Here is a 15463-nt window from a genome sequence, read left to right as displayed (position 1 = left end):
GGAAGAGGTCAAAAATAAAGCTGAACCATACCCAAACCGGCGCCAGCCGGCAAACGGATTGATCGCGCCCGGGTGGATAGGCGCGGGAACGGCAAGCCGGTATCATGAACGCCCCATTCCAGTCGCTGTAACCCTATGACCCAGGAAACCCTGCCACTGATCTACCGGGACGAACACCTGGTGGTCGTGGACAAGCCCGCCAACCTGCTGGTGCACCCCAGCGAGATCGACCGCCGGGAAACCCGCTCCGCCATGATGATACTGCGGGACCAGCTCGGGCAATGGGTGTACCCGGTGCACCGGCTGGACCGGCCCACCTCCGGCCTGCTGGTGTTTGCCCTGTCGCCGGACATCGCCCGAACCCTGGCCACGGCCTTCGAGGAGCGGCGCGTGAGCAAGGATTACCTGGCCATCGTGCGGGGCCATCCTCCCCTGGGGGGCATCATCCGCCACCCCCTGACCCTGAAAGATGACCGCCGTTCACGACGTACCCTGGATGGCGCAGCCCAGTCCGCCCTGACCCTGTACCACCGTCTGGCCACGGTGACCGTGGACTGGCCGGTGGACAAGCGCTACCCCACCAGTCGCTATGCCCTGGTCCGCTGCCGACCGGCCACGGGGCGCCGCCACCAGCTTCGCCGGCATCTGAAGCACATCAGCCATCCCATCATCGGAGACAGCAGCTATGGCAAGGGGCCACATAACCGGACCTTTGCTGACCGGTTTGGCGAGAGTCGGCTGTACCTCCATGCCAGCCGCCTGACCCTGCCGCACCCGGTCAGCGGCGGGAACCTCAGCCTCCAGGCACCGCTGCCGGACGGCTGGCGGCGGGTCTGCCAGGCATTCGGATGGTGGCCGGAGGGCTGCTATGATGAAAGCACCGCCACCCAGACCCACACCACCCAGCAGGAGTAACCCGGACCATGCCCGTGCAACTCTACCAGTTTGCCATCTCCCACTTTTCCGAAAAGGTCCGCTGGGCCCTGGACTACAAGGGTGTGTCCTATGAACCGGTATTCCTGCTACCGGGCATGCATGCCAAGACCATCCGCGGCCTGACCGGCCAGAAAACCACTTCGGTGCCGGTACTGGTGGACAATGGCCGGGTGGTGCAAGGCTCGGGGGCGATCCTTGATCACCTGGACGCGGTCTTTCCGGACAAGCCGCTGTTACCGGAGGCGCCCAATGCCAGGGCCTCGGCCCTGGCCTGGGAGAAACGGCTGGACGACGAGGCCGGCCCGGCGGTACGGACCTTTGCCTACCACCACCTGCTACAGCGCCCGAAAGTGGTGGCGCCCCTGCTGGCGGCGAAGACCCCCTTCTGGAACCAGTACCTGCTGCGGCTGGGCTTCAGCCGGGTGGAGGAAATCATGCGGGAGACGATGGCCATCAATGAAAAGACTGCGGCCCGGTCCCGGGACGTTATTGAAACGCTGCTGGAGGAGATCACCGCCATCTACCGGGACGGCCGCTTCCTGGCCGGGGATACCTTCAGCCGGGCGGACCTGACGGCCGGTGCCCTGCTCTCCCCGCTATTCATGCCCTCCCGGTATCCGGTGCCCTGGCCCAGGCCACAACGTCTGCCACCGGACCTGCGAGCCTGGAACCAGCGTAACGAGGACCTGCTGGCGCCCATGGCGGAGCTCTACCGGACCCATCGTTAGCGCCCCGTGTCCGGTTGATTCGCTGACTTATAGCGCCCCCCGGGGATGTTGCTGCAGGAAACCGTGCCATAACTCGGCGGAACGTTCCGGCACCTCCACCATGGGCACATGGCCGACTCCCTCCAGCAGCTCCACCCGGGCGTCGGGAATGCCCTGCGCGAACACCTCGGCATTCTCCGGCGCCAGGACCCGATCCTGTTTACCCCAAACGATCAGCGCGGGAGCCTTGATGGCGGACAGAATCCGGTCCAGGGCAAGGTGCTCGCTGGATGACAGGATGGCCTGGAAGATGGCCTCGTTGGTCTGCTGTCGGGCAATGGCCTTTTCCTCCATCACCGACTCCAGAGGCCAGGGTATGAACGGACGCTTTTCCAGGACAAAATCCAGCAGGTTATCCATATCACCGGATTCCTTCACCACCAGGGGGTTGTTACCCTCGGCCAGAGCCTTGTCCAGTTGCGATGGATACCGGTTGGAGCCGGCGGGGTCGAACAGGGCAATGGAAGTGACCCGCTCCGGGTAGCGGCTGGCAAAGTACACCGTAATGCCCCCGCCCATGGAATTGCCGGCCATGTCCACCTTCTCGACGCCCAACTCATCAAGGAAGGCCACCAGGGTGGCGGCCTGGGCCTCAACGGTGTAATCATCCGGGGAGGCGACGCTGCTGTCGCCATGACCGGGCAGGTCGGGAATCAGCAGCCGGTAGCCGTCCGGAAGGTGGGCGGCCATCCGGGTCCAGTTGTCCTTGTTGCCGCCAAAGCCGTGGACCATCAGCAGGGTGCGCCCGCTCGCCGGCGACTGGTTGCGGAGGTAGGAAATGGAGAGATCACCCAGTTCAAGCATCGCCGGCTCAAGGCCAGCCTGATCACGCTCCTGGTGGATGATCCAGTTATACAGGTCATAGCGGGAACAGCTGGCCAGCAGCACAAGCAGCAGGACCGGCCAGGCCAGGTGGCCCTTTTTCATATCATCCTCTGACTCCGGCCAGCCTGATCCCCCGGCTGGCCCATGGGATTATCCGGCGGGCCGGTGGGAACACCCATGTCCCTGCGGGAACAATCGGCTAGCGTGTACCGTAGACTACCATGGTCTTGCCCTTCACCTGCACCAGGCCCTGTTCTTCCAGGGTCTTGAGCACGCGACCGACCATTTCCCGGGAACAGCCAACGATGCGGCCGATTTCCTGGCGGGTAATCTTGATCTGCATGCCGTCGGGATGGGTCATGGCGTCCGGTTCCTTGCACAGATCCAGCAGGGTACGGGCAACGCGACCGGTGACATCCAGGAAGGCCAGGTCGCCCACCTTGCGGGTGGTCTGGCGCAGGCGGGTGGCCATCTGCTCACCGATAAAGTAGAGCACCCTTGGATCCTGCTGGGCGATCTCCCGGAACTTGGTGTAGCTGATTTCCGCCACCTCGCATTCCGTTTTTGCCTTCACCCAGGCGCTGCGGGAGTCCATGTTGTCAAACAGCCCCATTTCCCCGAAGAAGTCCCCGGCGTTCAGGTAGGCCATGATCATTTCGCGACCGTCTTCATCCTCGATGATAACGGTGACGGAACCTTTGACAATAAAGAACAGGGAGTCGCTCTTGTCACCGGCATAGATGATGGTGCTCTTGGCCGGATAGCGACGGCGGTGGCATTGGGACAGGAAATAGTCCAGATGCTTGGTTTTCTGCTCAACAGGCCGGACGATAGTAGCCATGGTAAGTGTCGTGCCTCCTCAACTGTCGCCATCCGTGGACGTTTTTTGATGAGAGACCTGCCTTCCCGCAGGTGATTTATTGTTATGACGGAACCACAAGGGCTCCATCCGCATACCGGTTCAGGTATGTCGTTTTTTTAGACGAAACAATACTACGACTCACGATCTTAAGCTGTGCCTACAAAGTCGTCTATAACTCACGTCTCAATAGAGACCCACTTCACAGCTTATTGACGCATTATGCTAGCATGCTTGCCCTTGGCAACTATTTAGTAGCTCTCCTAATTTACACAACGGAACAACCGCATGAAAGCAACCATTGACTGGACCGGTAAAGCCAGCTTCAAGGCCACCAGCGGCAGTGGCCATCAGGTACAGATGGACGGCCCCCCCGATCATGGGGGCGAGGATCGTGGCCCACGCCCCATGGAAATGCTGCTGATGGGCCTGGGTGGCTGCTCGTCTTTCGATGTCATGAGCATTCTGCAGAAGAGTCGCCAGGACGTCACGGCGTGCCACGCCGAGCTGGCGGCGGAACGGGCCGACGCCATTCCCGCCGTGTTCACGAAGATCCACCTCCATTTCGTGGTGACCGGCCACAACCTCAAGGAAAACCTGGTGAAACGGGCCGTCAGCCTGTCGGCGGAGAAATACTGCTCCGCCTCCATCATGCTGGAGCAGGCCGGCGTCGAGATCACCCACAGCCACGAGATCCGCGAGGCCTGACGCCCCGGAATGGGGGCTGTTGGCCGTTGGCGTTTCCGGTGTCGGCCGGACAGTCCGTGCGACGCTGCTAGAATGGTGACAAAACCTCTATTCAATCGACGGAGCGGTGTGCATAATACGCACCCTTCTCCGCCGGTCTGCGCAAATGCTGTACAACCAGCCCTGCATTCTGTGGCGGCCTCGGCAGACCGGACCGTGACATGTTGACGTGTCTGCAACTATTCGACTCCATCATCCGGAGGGGCTGAACATGGAACCGAAACTCCAGCTGCACGGTTTCAACAACCTGACCAAATCCCTGAGCTTCAACATCTACGACATCTGTTACGCACAGACGGAAGAGCAGCGGACAGCGTACATCGACTACATCGACGAGATGTACAATGCCGAGCGGCTGACCCAGATTCTGACGGATGTGGTGAAGATCATCGGCGCCAACGTGCTCAACATCGCCCGCCAGGACTACGAGCCACATGGTGCCTCGGTGACCATGCTGATTGCCGAGCACGAACTGACCGGTGACCAGGCGGACAACGAGGAATCCCCGGGCCCGCTGCCGGATGCCATCGTCGCCCATCTGGACAAGAGCCATGTGACCGTGCACACCTACCCGGAGAGTCACCCGTATGAGGGCATAAGCACCTTCCGGGCGGACATCGATGTATCCACCTGTGGCCTGATCTCACCGTTGAAGGTACTGAACTACCTGATCCACAGTTTCGATTCCGATGTGGTCACTGTGGATTACCGGGTGCGGGGCTTCACCCGTGATGTGGACGGCACCAAGCACTACATCGACCACGACATCAACTCGATCCAGAACTACCTGACCGAGGACACCCGCAACGCCTACCAGATGATTGACGTCAATGTGTACCAGGAGAACCTGTTCCACACCAAGATGATGCTCAAGAATTTCGATCTGGATAATTACGTGTTTGGCGTCAATGCCCAGGACCTGGGTGAAGAGGAAGCGGCCTCCATCGAGGAACGCCTGAAGCGGGAAATGCTGGAAATCTTCTACTCCCGCAACGTGGAGTGACTCCTCGCCGGTCCAGGGAAGGACCGGCGTTCCGCCTGAAGGTTGTTCAGTTTTTCTGAATGGTGCCGCCGGAATTTTCCGGTTTCATCCCCGGCCCCGTCGTCATCTAATAGGGACAACACCAACCGGACGACGGAGGCTATCATGACCCAACGACTCATCAAGCGCGTTATTCCTTCCCGGGAAACCTCGGATGGCGCGGGCGTGCGCATCCGTCGCTCCCTGGGCCAGACCCAGATGGTACGCTTGGACCCGTTCCTGATGCTGGACGAATTCGGTTCCGACCAGCCCCAGGACTACCTGGCGGGTTTTCCGTCCCACCCCCACCGGGGCTTCGAAACGGTCACCTACATGATTACGGTACACGCACCGAGTTGACATACACCAGTGCACGCAATATTGTGTGTACATACACTGCATGGATGACCAGCCCGTGAAGGCAGGGAACTTTTCAAAAGAGCCCCTCAACTCAACCGCCTATTGGTCGAAGATTAGAGTCTTCATTCCAAGAAGAGTTCGTTACGAGTCAGAAAACCTCGCCGTATTCTCGCCATACCGTTTTCAAGACCCCTACTCGCTGACGGGGCTAAAAGAAGATGGAATCATTCGAAACTTCCCCATGCTATTCCGTGGAAACGGCGACCCTTGGGATACCGGCAATCTCTATTTGATGCATGAGATGGCAGAAAGGGCAAAATTCGATCTGGTTACCGTTGAGACTATTGAAACTCACGCAGTTCACCTGCTGGCCTTTCTGAGATGGCTGGAACACAACCAAGCTGCGGGGAACAACATCAACGAATTCACGTTTCCTGATGATCCTCATGAGCGCGTCACTTACTCATATCGCCGGTATTTAATGAGGCAGATGCGGAAAACGCCACCTCCTTTTTCACTCGGAGTGGCCAAAACCCGTATGGGTGTGGTCGTTAACTTTTATAGAGGCTTGATAAACGGAAAGCTGATAGATGCCTCCAGGCTTCCCAACCCTCCTTACGAGCAAACGGTCGCTGGCATCCCTTACGTCAACCAGAAAGGACTCGTACGAATAAAAGAAGTCCTAACAACAGATTTGGCTATAAAAATCCCCAAGCGCGACCCTGATGCAGATACAGAACATCTAAATGATGGGGGGAAGCTCAGGCCCCTTGAACCCGAAGAACAACGAATGATTACGATCGCACTCGAAGGTTACGGCAATCGGGCGTTTGAGTTAATGATGATATTTGCGTTTACCACAGGAGCCCGAAAACAAACTCTTGGTACTCTGAGGATCCACCACATTAAAAATCTCTTGGAGAAGCAGTCAGGACAAGAGTTGAAATTAAAAGTTGGTGCAGGGACTGAAATCGACGTGAAAAATAAAGGCGATCTCAATCATTACCGCCTCCACATTCCACGGCTTGTAGCCAAAATGCTTCTTAATTATTCCAATTCCATCGAAGCCAAAAAACGCCGCGATAAAAGCTTTTATGGGGATTCAGATCGAAATTACATATTCCTCACACAAGAAGGAACACCTTATTACACTAGTAAGGTCGAGATTTCAGACCGTGAAAACCCCGAATTTAGCAGCCGCATTGCAGCCGCAAACCGCATTGATTTTCCAGTTGTGAGAGGTCGAGCACTTAATAATCTTACGAAAAGACTCGCTGACAAGATCCGGCAAAAGCACCCCAGCTTTAAAGATTTTCGTTTTCATGACACCCGCGCAACTTATGGAATGAATTTCGTCAGACACTTTATCGATGCAGGGCATCCTCCGAGCAAAGTTGTAAGCGATCTATCTGCCCGTATGGGGCACGCCGATACCAGCACTACCCATGCTTACCTCTCCTTTGACTCAAACAAAGATAGAATGGATACCACCGAAGACAGTTATGCCGCTTGGCTAGAAATAAACAATCGACGGGAGGCTTAATGTCGGGCCTTAGCCAACTTAAACCAATCCAAACCGAAGAAGTATTGGCAGCGTCAGACACCGAAGCCGAAAAGCCTAAAAACCCCGAAAGTACCGTCGTGATATGGCCAAAATCTGAACGTACCTTTCCAGCATTCCAGTATTGTTATTTGGAACGCGAAGCACTTTCGAATGGGAAGCTTCCGCACGAAAAAACTAGGAACTTCTTAGTGATCACAGAATCTCTGTGCCCTAAACGAAGAGATTTGGTGGCCACATGGATTCAAGAGATGGTACGCGGAAAATGCAACATTAATAGGGCTATTCACATAGGTCAAGCATTAACATGGATCGACCAAAATAAACTCAAAAATATTCTATTTGTCGAAGAAGACGCAAAACGCCTGTATCGGCAGTATACAAGTCATCTCATTCAATTAGTGAAAGAGAAAGAAGGAGATCTAAACTCAGTCGATGGCATAAATCTGATTCATGCTGGAAACCTACAACGCGGCATGCAATCAATCATTGAATACTCCATAGGGATCAGTCGCCGGGAAACCAGAAAATGGGCGACCATTCTGAGTCGTTCAAATTTTGATCCGTGGTATGCGCAGTTTGATACGGTTGAGCCAATTGAATTATCTGTAGATTACGGCATACCACAAGACAGTGAAATTACGCCAGAAAATACTCGCGTCGCATTTAAACCAACGTACAGCGGCAGTATAAATGCCTTCAAATTTTGCTACTTGGATCGCGCATCCTTAACCTCTGTAGGCCGTGGTCGCAGCAATCAAGCCCAAGTAAGAGTTCGGTTGTCGTCCATTTCCAAGCAAAGATGCCGACTCGTCTTACGCTGGGTGAAGGACATGTTAACTAGCTCGAAAAGCCTCGATAAATCCAACACGGTTTGCGTTCTATTTGACTGGATTGACAGAGCTAAACGAGACAGTGATCTCTACGAAAAATCACGATCACAACCTCTTTATCAAGATTTTACCGCTCACCTAAAAGACGCCATCTCGGACAATGCCCTATCTCTCGGGCAGGCTGTAAAGTGGCAAGCAGAAATGCGCTATATCTTGAGCCTGAGCAACGACATACCAGCCTCAGAAATCGAGGAATGGGCTCCTAAAATTACTTTGCAGATCGAATATTCGAATCTGGATAATGCTTATGTAGAGGTGGAAACTTATGAATTAATCGGTGACTCAGAGGACAAGGCCCCCAATGACGTTGTGCCCGAACAAGCTGTTGTAAACTACCCTTTGCAACCGAGCTATAAAATCCATGCATACAAGTTTTGTTATTTAGATCGGGCCAGTCTGATACCGGATGTTTCTCCTTCCTCTGCATTTGCTCGACGGGTCAATCCAGCAAGTCTATGCCCAAAAAGATGCAAACTTATGGCTCGCCTTATAAGGCTTGCCATAAACGGAGCCCTCGTTCCTTATCGCGCTTATAGAATAGTCTCCATCATGGACTGGATCGACGCAAAAGGGCGCGGCGAGGACTTGCACAGCGTAGATGATGCCAAACGACTTTACGCAGATTTTACTCAGTATCTTCTTCACATGGCGCGATTGTCTCAGGTCGGAGACAAAAAGGGCTTTGGCTTGGGCACTGCCTGCCATAAGCAAGAGGCAATGGCCGATCTCATTAAACTATCAACAAACGTGCCTCTTTACACCGTTAGAACGTGGGCAACGCAATTAACGAGGAATGCCCAAGACCTCCCGCAGCCACGATTAACTGAAAATGACGCAAAGACCGCATATCACCTACATAGTCGTTTTTTTTGGGGATATAGCCAACTAGTGCTAAGCGATCATGCAGCTGCCGCCCCACTCAAAATCCAACTCAGTGATCTTGGATACGAAGATTTTGTAGCTTTCAATCACAATGTCACGAGCTACACAAAATATGGAGCAAGAGGCGCGAAGAAGAATTGGCGAAACGTCGCATTTTCTGAAGCTGGCTTCGACGATGATATCCAATCAGTAGCTCGCAAAACCAAAGCCCAGGGAATCTGCTTCGACGCAAACCAGAGAGAAAACTACAGAGCATCGCAAAGAGTGTTGGTCGTTGACAATTTCCAACTAAGCGAAGGGACGATAAGGCATTTTGCAAACCGAGCTATCAAACATTTTGGCTACATGCTTATGTTTGCCTCTGGATGCAATGCTGACCATCTCTCAGGTATTGATTGTCAGAAAAGCCTTCTACCAAAAGAGGACGGTGCAAACCGTATGATCGCATTTAAAGGGCGCGCAAAAAATGAGCTACAAAAAGTTACCGTGCCCAGCGCATTCCAGAAAGATTGGCGACAGATGATTCGCCTCAGAGAATGGATGTCCAGTTACTGCGACCAGGATGCTCCAAAATTTGGCCTTTGCTACGTTCCCCTTCGAGGAAATAACAAGAATAAATTGGTCAAGTTAGATGATCGAACCCTAAAAGATTCGTTGGCGTGGCCTGAAAACGGGCCGAGCTTAGTGTCAAGAACGGCCCGAAAATCGAAGATACAAAGAGTGTTAGAGATATCAGGTGGCGACGTTGGCCTTGTTGCCGAGATGGTTTCCAACAAACCAAACACTATCCAAAAGCACTACGGTTTCAAAACGTTTGAGGACTCTGCCAAGCAACTCTCGCAATTCTTTACTGCTCTAAAGACCTCGGCAAACTTGCGGGTTTCAGGAAAGGTTAAGCCACCCATCGTAAGTTCGGGCGAAAAAATCCTAACAGGTAAATGCGTTGCTAAAACAGAAGACGACCGAAGGTATATAGATGGGATCGATGAAGTCCGGGCACCTGAACTGACATGTGGAGCCCCGCTCGCCTGCTTTTTCTGCAAAAGCTTCGGCATCTTCAACAACTACGAGGATATCCACCGAATCCTATCAGTGGCTGCATACATTAAATTTCAAAGCATACAAAGGTCTCAGGCACTTGAAATCCACGGTGAAAAATTTTTGCCAATAGTCGCCCGAATTGAAGAGATTGTTGAGGCATTCAAAAAACGAAGCAAAGCAGCAAAAGATATTGTTCAGCGGTCTTCAAGATCGATCGAAAAAGGAGATTTGGACCCTTTTTGGCTTGCCCAAGTAAATTCCCTTCTTGATGCCATTGAGGTCAGCTGATGTCATTTTTTATGGTAGGCAACTTGAACACTGAGTTCGTGCCTGATCGCCTTGAAGACTTAGGTGGGTTAATTCCTGGTGATTTTGTTGTCTCGCGCAAAATAAATGGTGAGATCCTATCCAAGTTCGAAGATGACACCTGGGACTTGACCACTTACGGGTCCAGATCGGTTTACACCTTTAATACTTGGCAAACTGGAGAGTTTGATCAGCTCTCGCGCGTCATAACCGACGAGATAAAGTCCATCACCTGGCTTGGAATGTTCAATCCAAGAATCGCCAGAAAAAAAGATAAGAAAATGGTGAGCTTTAGCGGTTACATCAAAGCCCTTAAGGCAATTGCTAAAATCGCATACCACTGTAACGTTTCGATAGTCGATTCTCATTCGAATTCAAAGTTTCAAGCAGCACTCAAATCCTCTTTTTTGTTTGCTATTTGCGACGAAACCGAGCAAGCCCAATGGCTTTCACCTTACATCAAGGAGGTTTTAAGAGTTTGTCACAGCGCGGTAAACGATGATTTATGTGAAAAGCTACCAAAATGGAAAATTGTTCCAGATGAGAGCTACGATGACTGGGTTAAAAGATTAAATATTGCAAACAAATATATTCGGGACAACGGTAAAAGAACGCCGCTGGTTCCAACTCGTATACTGGCAACAATCCTTGAGGAGACGGAAAAGCAACTGGACGACGCTCTTCCTCACATGGAAAGGTTTGTGGAATTTTTTGAGGCGATCTACGAAGACCCCCACCTATTCAGTGATACTATAGGACGTGCTCGCAACGCTGTAACACGCATTATTGGAAGCGGAAGGCCTAGCCCCGGACCAACCTCTAAATCCAGACTCGTATCGAGAAAAGAAACGCTGAAACGATTCGGTCTTGATGGCTATCTTGAGAAGAAAGGAGTTGACGCACACCTACAAAACATCACCAATCATCTTCGCCAATTGCAAGCATTCTCAGCGATTCTCATACACTTCTACTCCGGCATGCGTGCTAGTGAGGTAGAAGTCTTGCCCTTTGACTGTCATCAGGTCATCGACATTCCTAATTTTGGAAAGGTAGATGTTCTCTTATCCCACACAAAGAAGCTAGCCAGATCCAACTTTTCAAAATTGCTCCCTTGGGTTACTTCACCAATCGCTAAGAAAGCCATTAAGGCCTCCCAGGCCATTGTGAGAATAAACTGGGTTAGGAATAGCCCTGATCGATTTCCAAGTCGGCATGAAACAGTCCCCCTCTGGCTCGCTAACCAATGGAAAAAATGCGCTACGCCTGTGAACTATGAATACCCCATTGCATATCGCTCCATTGTTCTCGCGAGTAGCATCAAATCGTTCAAAAATGTCGAGATAAGACGATCAGACATTGAGGAGCTCGTTGTTTTCGATGCATTTCGAGATTGGGACGAAGAACCTGAATTTGAGATCGGCCAGCCTTGGCCACTTTCTACGCATCAGGGCAGGCGATCTGCTGCTGTATATGCCTCGCGCTCAGGGATGGTTTCTCTGCCATCGTTAGCCACGCAATTCAAACATCTGACACTCATGATGACAGCGCTGTATGCCGAAAACTCAGCATTTGCCGAGTCCTTCATTGTCAATGAGGATGGCCGCATTCCTGAAAGCCATACGGTCATCGGTGACTTTAGAGCCTCTAAAAACCTGAATGACTCTGTTGCTTTTGAAGAGCAAGTTATCAAGGCACACGGTCCTCTGCTGGGAGGACAGGGAAAGGCTTTTCAATCTGAGAAAGACAGAAACTTACCCCATTTCCTGGACGATGCCAGAGCCATTCAGAAGGAAATAGAAGTAGGCAAAAGAAAATACGTCCCGTTACCTACGGGTGGTGGGTGCATGAACGAGACTGGCCCATGCGATAGCTACGGCATCGACTGGACTTTCCCATGCCTTGGGTGCGCCAAGTCTGTTTTCGAAGACGATATTTTGGAGGAGGCTGCGGCTAGTTTGGAGTTCTCGATGCGGGAGATGAGTCCAAACTCCCTCTCCTACAAATTTAGCAACGAAAAGCTCAGACTCATAAAAGCCCGACTTACTGACTAAAAAGGACCAAGCCATGGGAAGCAAAGCGCTATCTGAGTATTTCGGTGCCTTGCAGCGCCTAAAGCAAGGCGAGCCGGAACGCATTAAGAAAGGCTCGCTCATTAATAAGGACAATGTAGCCAGGGAGGCTGGGCGAGCAAGGGGTAGCATCCGGAATAGACCTGGCTTTGAATCACTGTTAGAGGCTATCGAGAATGCCCAAAAACAGTCTTCGAGACGTCGGTCCTCACTAACCGAAAAAGAACGCATAAAAAGTCTAAACGAGAAAATGCAACGCCTCAAAGATGAAAACAATCGGGTCAAAGCCCGCTATATGTCACTGCTTTATTTAAACTTTGAGATGGCAAAAAAACTTCGAAATGCTGGCATAGATGTACCTCAGTTAGGCACTGTTATGGATATAAAGATCGAAGATGAAGTTAAGTTTTAGCCACCGCGCCGGTCGCTCATCAATCCCTTCCATATTTCTCATCGGTTATTTAGCGGAAGACCATCGGGCGGAAAATTCTAATAAACCGTGCTATGAGAGCAGAGATATTTACAATCGGCAAGCTGGGCTTTTGCCTAGGCCACGTCCACCAGTACGATTTCACTGTCCTGCTGAGCACTGACCTCCAGCAACACTTCATCGCTGATCGCAATCCCGTCGCCTGCAGAAGCCACCACCCCATTCACTTCGATTTGGCCTCTCGCCGGCACTAAGTAGACCTTGCGTCCGGTGGTAATACGGTATTCGGTGCTCTGACCCACCTCCAAGGTTGCGGCTACCAGGCGAGCATTCGCGCGGATTGCCAACGCTTCTGAATCGTCGGGCAGGCCGCTGGCAAGAGTGACAAAAAATCCGCTACGCTCGCCTTTTGGAAATGGCTTAGTACCCCAAGTGGGTGGTAGGCCGGTTTCATTAGGCATGATCCAGATCTGAAAGATTTGGGTAGTTTCGTCCTCCTGATTGAGCTCGCTGTGCGCGATGCCTGTTCCCGCGCTCATAACCTGCACATCGCCTGCCTCAGTGCGCCCCCGATTACCGAGACTGTCTTGATGTGTGATTGCACCCTTGCGAACGTAGGTGATTATTTCCATGTCGCGATGTGGGTGGCGGGGAAACCCCGAGTTTGGAGCGATGGTGTCATCATTCCAGACTCGGAGATTCCCCCAGTTCATACGCTTGGGATCATAATACTCAGCGAACGAAAAATGGTGGCGGGTATCCAGCCAGCCATGCCGGGCACCGCCCAGTTCTCGATATGGTCTAAGCTCGATCATTTTGGATCCTCCTGTCTTCCGGAATGGGATTAGTACAATGTCTCAGAGTCAGCCTCGTTCACTGCCCAATAAGCCGATGGCAGCCTCCGAGAGTGGCAACTCGAGAAAATCATCTAGGGTCAGAAGCGCACCCTTAAACGCCGCACCCATTGCTTACCACGAAACCATAAAATGGCTGCTAGACCTGATTAAGGTCCAGTATCAAATCTTTTGGCGAGCATTCAAGCAGCCCAGCGAATAGATAAATTTTTTCGAGCGTGATGTTGGCCTGCCCTCTCTCGATCTTGCCAACATAACTCCGATCTATCCCAGCATCGTGCGCTAAGCGCTCCTGCGAAAAGCCTTTTGATTTTCGTATAGCTCTCAGATTTTGACCAAACGCCTCACAAATCGGTGAGCCCATTTCTTGCCCTCACAAAAGACAAGACTATGGTTTCTTGAGGCATTTCGGGCCACGGCATATACTACCCATTTTTCGAAGGTCGACCAGATCGACCTGGAGACCAATCGGACCGCCTTATGAAAAGATCGCAACCACTGAGCGTCGACAAGATCTTGATCGAACTCCTAAGACAGCAGCCTGATACTCCTTTTTCCAATACCAGTATTCGGGATATGTATCTTCTGCAAATACCCGAAGTTCAGCGGCCAAGTCGCAACCAAGTTCGCAAGCACATATACAGAGAACTTCTACGCCTTGAAAAGGCAAAAGTTATCGATCGCTACGAGGGATCGACTGGCCGGGGATGCAAGTTTATCTATCGTTCAAACAACCAAGACATTTCCCTGGAAGCCAAGCCTTCTCCATTTAGGGCTGCATTTGAGCACGTTGAATCGTCGATGGATGGTGCTACACAGCGGGCGTTGCAGGAGGAGCTTTCTAAAAGAAAGGTCGAACTGATTGCCAGTATTGGTGAAGCGGAGGAATACCAGCGCCTATATCACAAGTACCCGGCGCTTCGGAGCGCCGTGAAGGCGCAGTACCTGGAGTCTCGCGAGAGAAGCACAAAGCTTCTAGGTCAACTTCGTGCTGTAGAGTCGGTCATCACAAAAATTGGGTTTCCCGCATGATCCAATTGCGCGTTTGGCAGCGCGAGTGCGTCGATCAAGCTCTTCAAGCTTTTGAGTATCAAACCCACTTTCTATGTCATGCAACACCTGCGGCGGGCAAAACCGTCATGGTAGCGTCAGTGGCGAAAGCTCTTCTGGCGCGCGGCAGCATTGATTTCGTCCTATGCTTCTCCCCTTCACGGACAGTGTCGCAAAGCGTCGCCTCGACATTTAGCCAAATCCTTGGGCGAAGCTTTAATGGCCAGATTGGGGCCGCAGGGGGTTCTTACACCTATCAGTCGATGAACACGCTTCCCAGAGAGCTATGGCAAGTACTGAGTGAGCACAGAGTCTTCGTGGTTTTGGACGAGATTCATCACTGCTCCGGTAGTAGTTGGGACGAACTCACAATTGGCAACAGTTGGGGGCGAACAATTCTCGATAGGATTCAAGGAAAGGCCTCCCTCACAATGGCGCTATCCGGAACACCTTGGAGGAGTGACGACAACCCAATCGTACTTTCTCGCTACACGCAGCCTGACGGCGAGCTCCATTGCGATTACGAATACGGTTTGGAGCGGGCGGTTATCGACGGCGTTTGCCGAGTCCCAAAAATCGTGCTCACTGATAATCGGGAAATCAGCCTAAGGTCATCGGAACTCGGCCTTAAAACCTACTCCAGCATCCGGGAAACAATCAGTGGGGGTCATATTACCTATCCTGACTTTCTGTTCCGGGACGAAGTGATCGACCAGACACTCTCCGAAGCATCCAAAAAATTATTAGAGATCCGGAAGCAGGTTCCTACCGCTGCCGGCCTCGTTGTGGCTGCGACAGTGGCACATGTGCGTAAACCGCTGAAGGTTGCCACCCATTCCACGTGAAGCCTGCCACCCGGACC

14 protein-coding genes and 1 pseudogene are annotated in these 15463 nt (G+C 52.3%); 11 read left to right on the top strand and 4 right to left on the bottom strand.

The window, feature by feature from the left end; translation table 11 throughout:
- Nucleotides 1–135 precede the first annotated feature (135 nt).
- Nucleotides 136–915: a pseudouridine synthase gene (locus tag RO069_RS18935; RefSeq protein WP_328189622.1), complete on the top strand. Its 780-nt coding sequence runs from the start codon at nucleotides 136–138 to the stop codon at nucleotides 913–915.
- Between the two features lie 8 nt (nucleotides 916–923).
- Nucleotides 924–1664, top strand: a complete 741-nt coding sequence (locus tag RO069_RS18930; RefSeq protein ID WP_328189621.1) for a glutathione S-transferase family protein — start codon at nucleotides 924–926, stop codon at nucleotides 1662–1664.
- 27 nt (nucleotides 1665–1691) lie between these two features.
- Here RO069_RS18930 and RO069_RS18925 read toward each other — a convergent pair whose 3' ends face one another.
- The gene (locus RO069_RS18925; protein ID WP_328189620.1) at nucleotides 1692–2630 is read right to left on the bottom strand and encodes an alpha/beta fold hydrolase; all 939 of its coding nucleotides are present in this window, start codon (nucleotides 2628–2630) and stop codon (nucleotides 1692–1694) included.
- A 97-nt stretch (nucleotides 2631–2727) separates the two neighbouring features.
- Nucleotides 2728–3369, bottom strand: coding sequence for a cAMP-activated global transcriptional regulator CRP (crp, locus tag RO069_RS18920; protein WP_092015555.1), 642 nt, complete (start codon nucleotides 3367–3369; stop codon nucleotides 2728–2730).
- A 306-nt stretch (nucleotides 3370–3675) separates the two neighbouring features.
- On the opposite strand from crp, the gene RO069_RS18915 reads away from it, so the two are divergent.
- The 7 genes and pseudogenes from RO069_RS18915 to RO069_RS18885 all read left to right on the top strand — a co-directional run bounded on the left by RO069_RS18915 (nucleotide 3676) and on the right by RO069_RS18885 (nucleotide 12679).
- Complete coding sequence (locus tag RO069_RS18915) at nucleotides 3676–4095, top strand: OsmC family protein (protein ID WP_328189619.1); 420 nt, start codon at nucleotides 3676–3678, stop codon at nucleotides 4093–4095.
- Between the two features lie 250 nt (nucleotides 4096–4345).
- Nucleotides 4346–5137 carry an adenosylmethionine decarboxylase gene (gene speD, locus RO069_RS18910; RefSeq protein WP_328189617.1) on the top strand — a complete coding sequence of 264 codons (792 nt, stop codon included), beginning with the start codon at nucleotides 4346–4348 and terminating at the stop codon, nucleotides 5135–5137.
- Between the two features lie 144 nt (nucleotides 5138–5281).
- Nucleotides 5282–5503 (top strand): annotated as a pseudogene (locus RO069_RS18905) (pirin family protein); the annotation flags it as partial.
- A 52-nt stretch (nucleotides 5504–5555) separates the two neighbouring features.
- Nucleotides 5556–7058 (top strand): hypothetical protein, encoded by a 1503-nt coding sequence (locus RO069_RS18900; protein ID WP_328189616.1) that lies wholly within the window; start codon nucleotides 5556–5558, stop codon nucleotides 7056–7058.
- Nucleotides 7058–10180 carry a hypothetical protein gene (locus RO069_RS18895; protein WP_328189615.1) on the top strand — a complete coding sequence of 1041 codons (3123 nt, stop codon included), beginning with the start codon at nucleotides 7058–7060 and terminating at the stop codon, nucleotides 10178–10180. The genes RO069_RS18900 and RO069_RS18895 overlap by 1 nt, the downstream gene beginning before the upstream one ends.
- 23 nt (nucleotides 10181–10203) lie before the next feature.
- Nucleotides 10204–12249, top strand: coding sequence for a hypothetical protein (locus RO069_RS18890; protein WP_328189614.1), 2046 nt, complete (start codon nucleotides 10204–10206; stop codon nucleotides 12247–12249).
- Between the two features lie 13 nt (nucleotides 12250–12262).
- On the top strand, nucleotides 12263–12679 hold the full coding sequence (locus RO069_RS18885) for a hypothetical protein (protein ID WP_328189613.1): 417 nt from the start codon (nucleotides 12263–12265) through the stop codon (nucleotides 12677–12679).
- Nucleotides 12680–12813: 134 nt separating this feature from the next.
- On the opposite strand, the gene RO069_RS18880 is transcribed toward RO069_RS18885, so the two are convergent.
- The gene (locus RO069_RS18880; protein WP_328189612.1) at nucleotides 12814–13512 is read right to left on the bottom strand and encodes a pirin family protein; all 699 of its coding nucleotides are present in this window, start codon (nucleotides 13510–13512) and stop codon (nucleotides 12814–12816) included.
- Nucleotides 13513–13690: 178 nt separating this feature from the next.
- The gene (locus RO069_RS18875) at nucleotides 13691–13915 is read right to left on the bottom strand and encodes a helix-turn-helix domain-containing protein (protein ID WP_328189611.1); all 225 of its coding nucleotides are present in this window, start codon (nucleotides 13913–13915) and stop codon (nucleotides 13691–13693) included.
- A gap of 116 nt (nucleotides 13916–14031) precedes the next feature.
- Here RO069_RS18875 and RO069_RS18870 point away from each other — a divergent pair, with 116 nt between their 5' ends.
- Both RO069_RS18870 and RO069_RS18865 read left to right on the top strand, forming a co-directional pair.
- Nucleotides 14032–14583 carry a hypothetical protein gene (locus RO069_RS18870; protein ID WP_328189610.1) on the top strand — a complete coding sequence of 184 codons (552 nt, stop codon included), beginning with the start codon at nucleotides 14032–14034 and terminating at the stop codon, nucleotides 14581–14583.
- Nucleotides 14580–15446: a DEAD/DEAH box helicase gene (locus RO069_RS18865; RefSeq protein ID WP_328189609.1), complete on the top strand. Its 867-nt coding sequence runs from the start codon at nucleotides 14580–14582 to the stop codon at nucleotides 15444–15446. The genes RO069_RS18870 and RO069_RS18865 overlap by 4 nt, the downstream gene beginning before the upstream one ends.
- Nucleotides 15447–15463 lie beyond the last annotated feature (17 nt).

This window comes from Marinobacter sp. OP 3.4 (assembly GCF_036224885.1).
Lineage (GTDB): Bacteria > Pseudomonadota > Gammaproteobacteria > Pseudomonadales > Oleiphilaceae > Marinobacter.
This window is presented reverse-complemented; position numbering and strand designations above follow the sequence as displayed.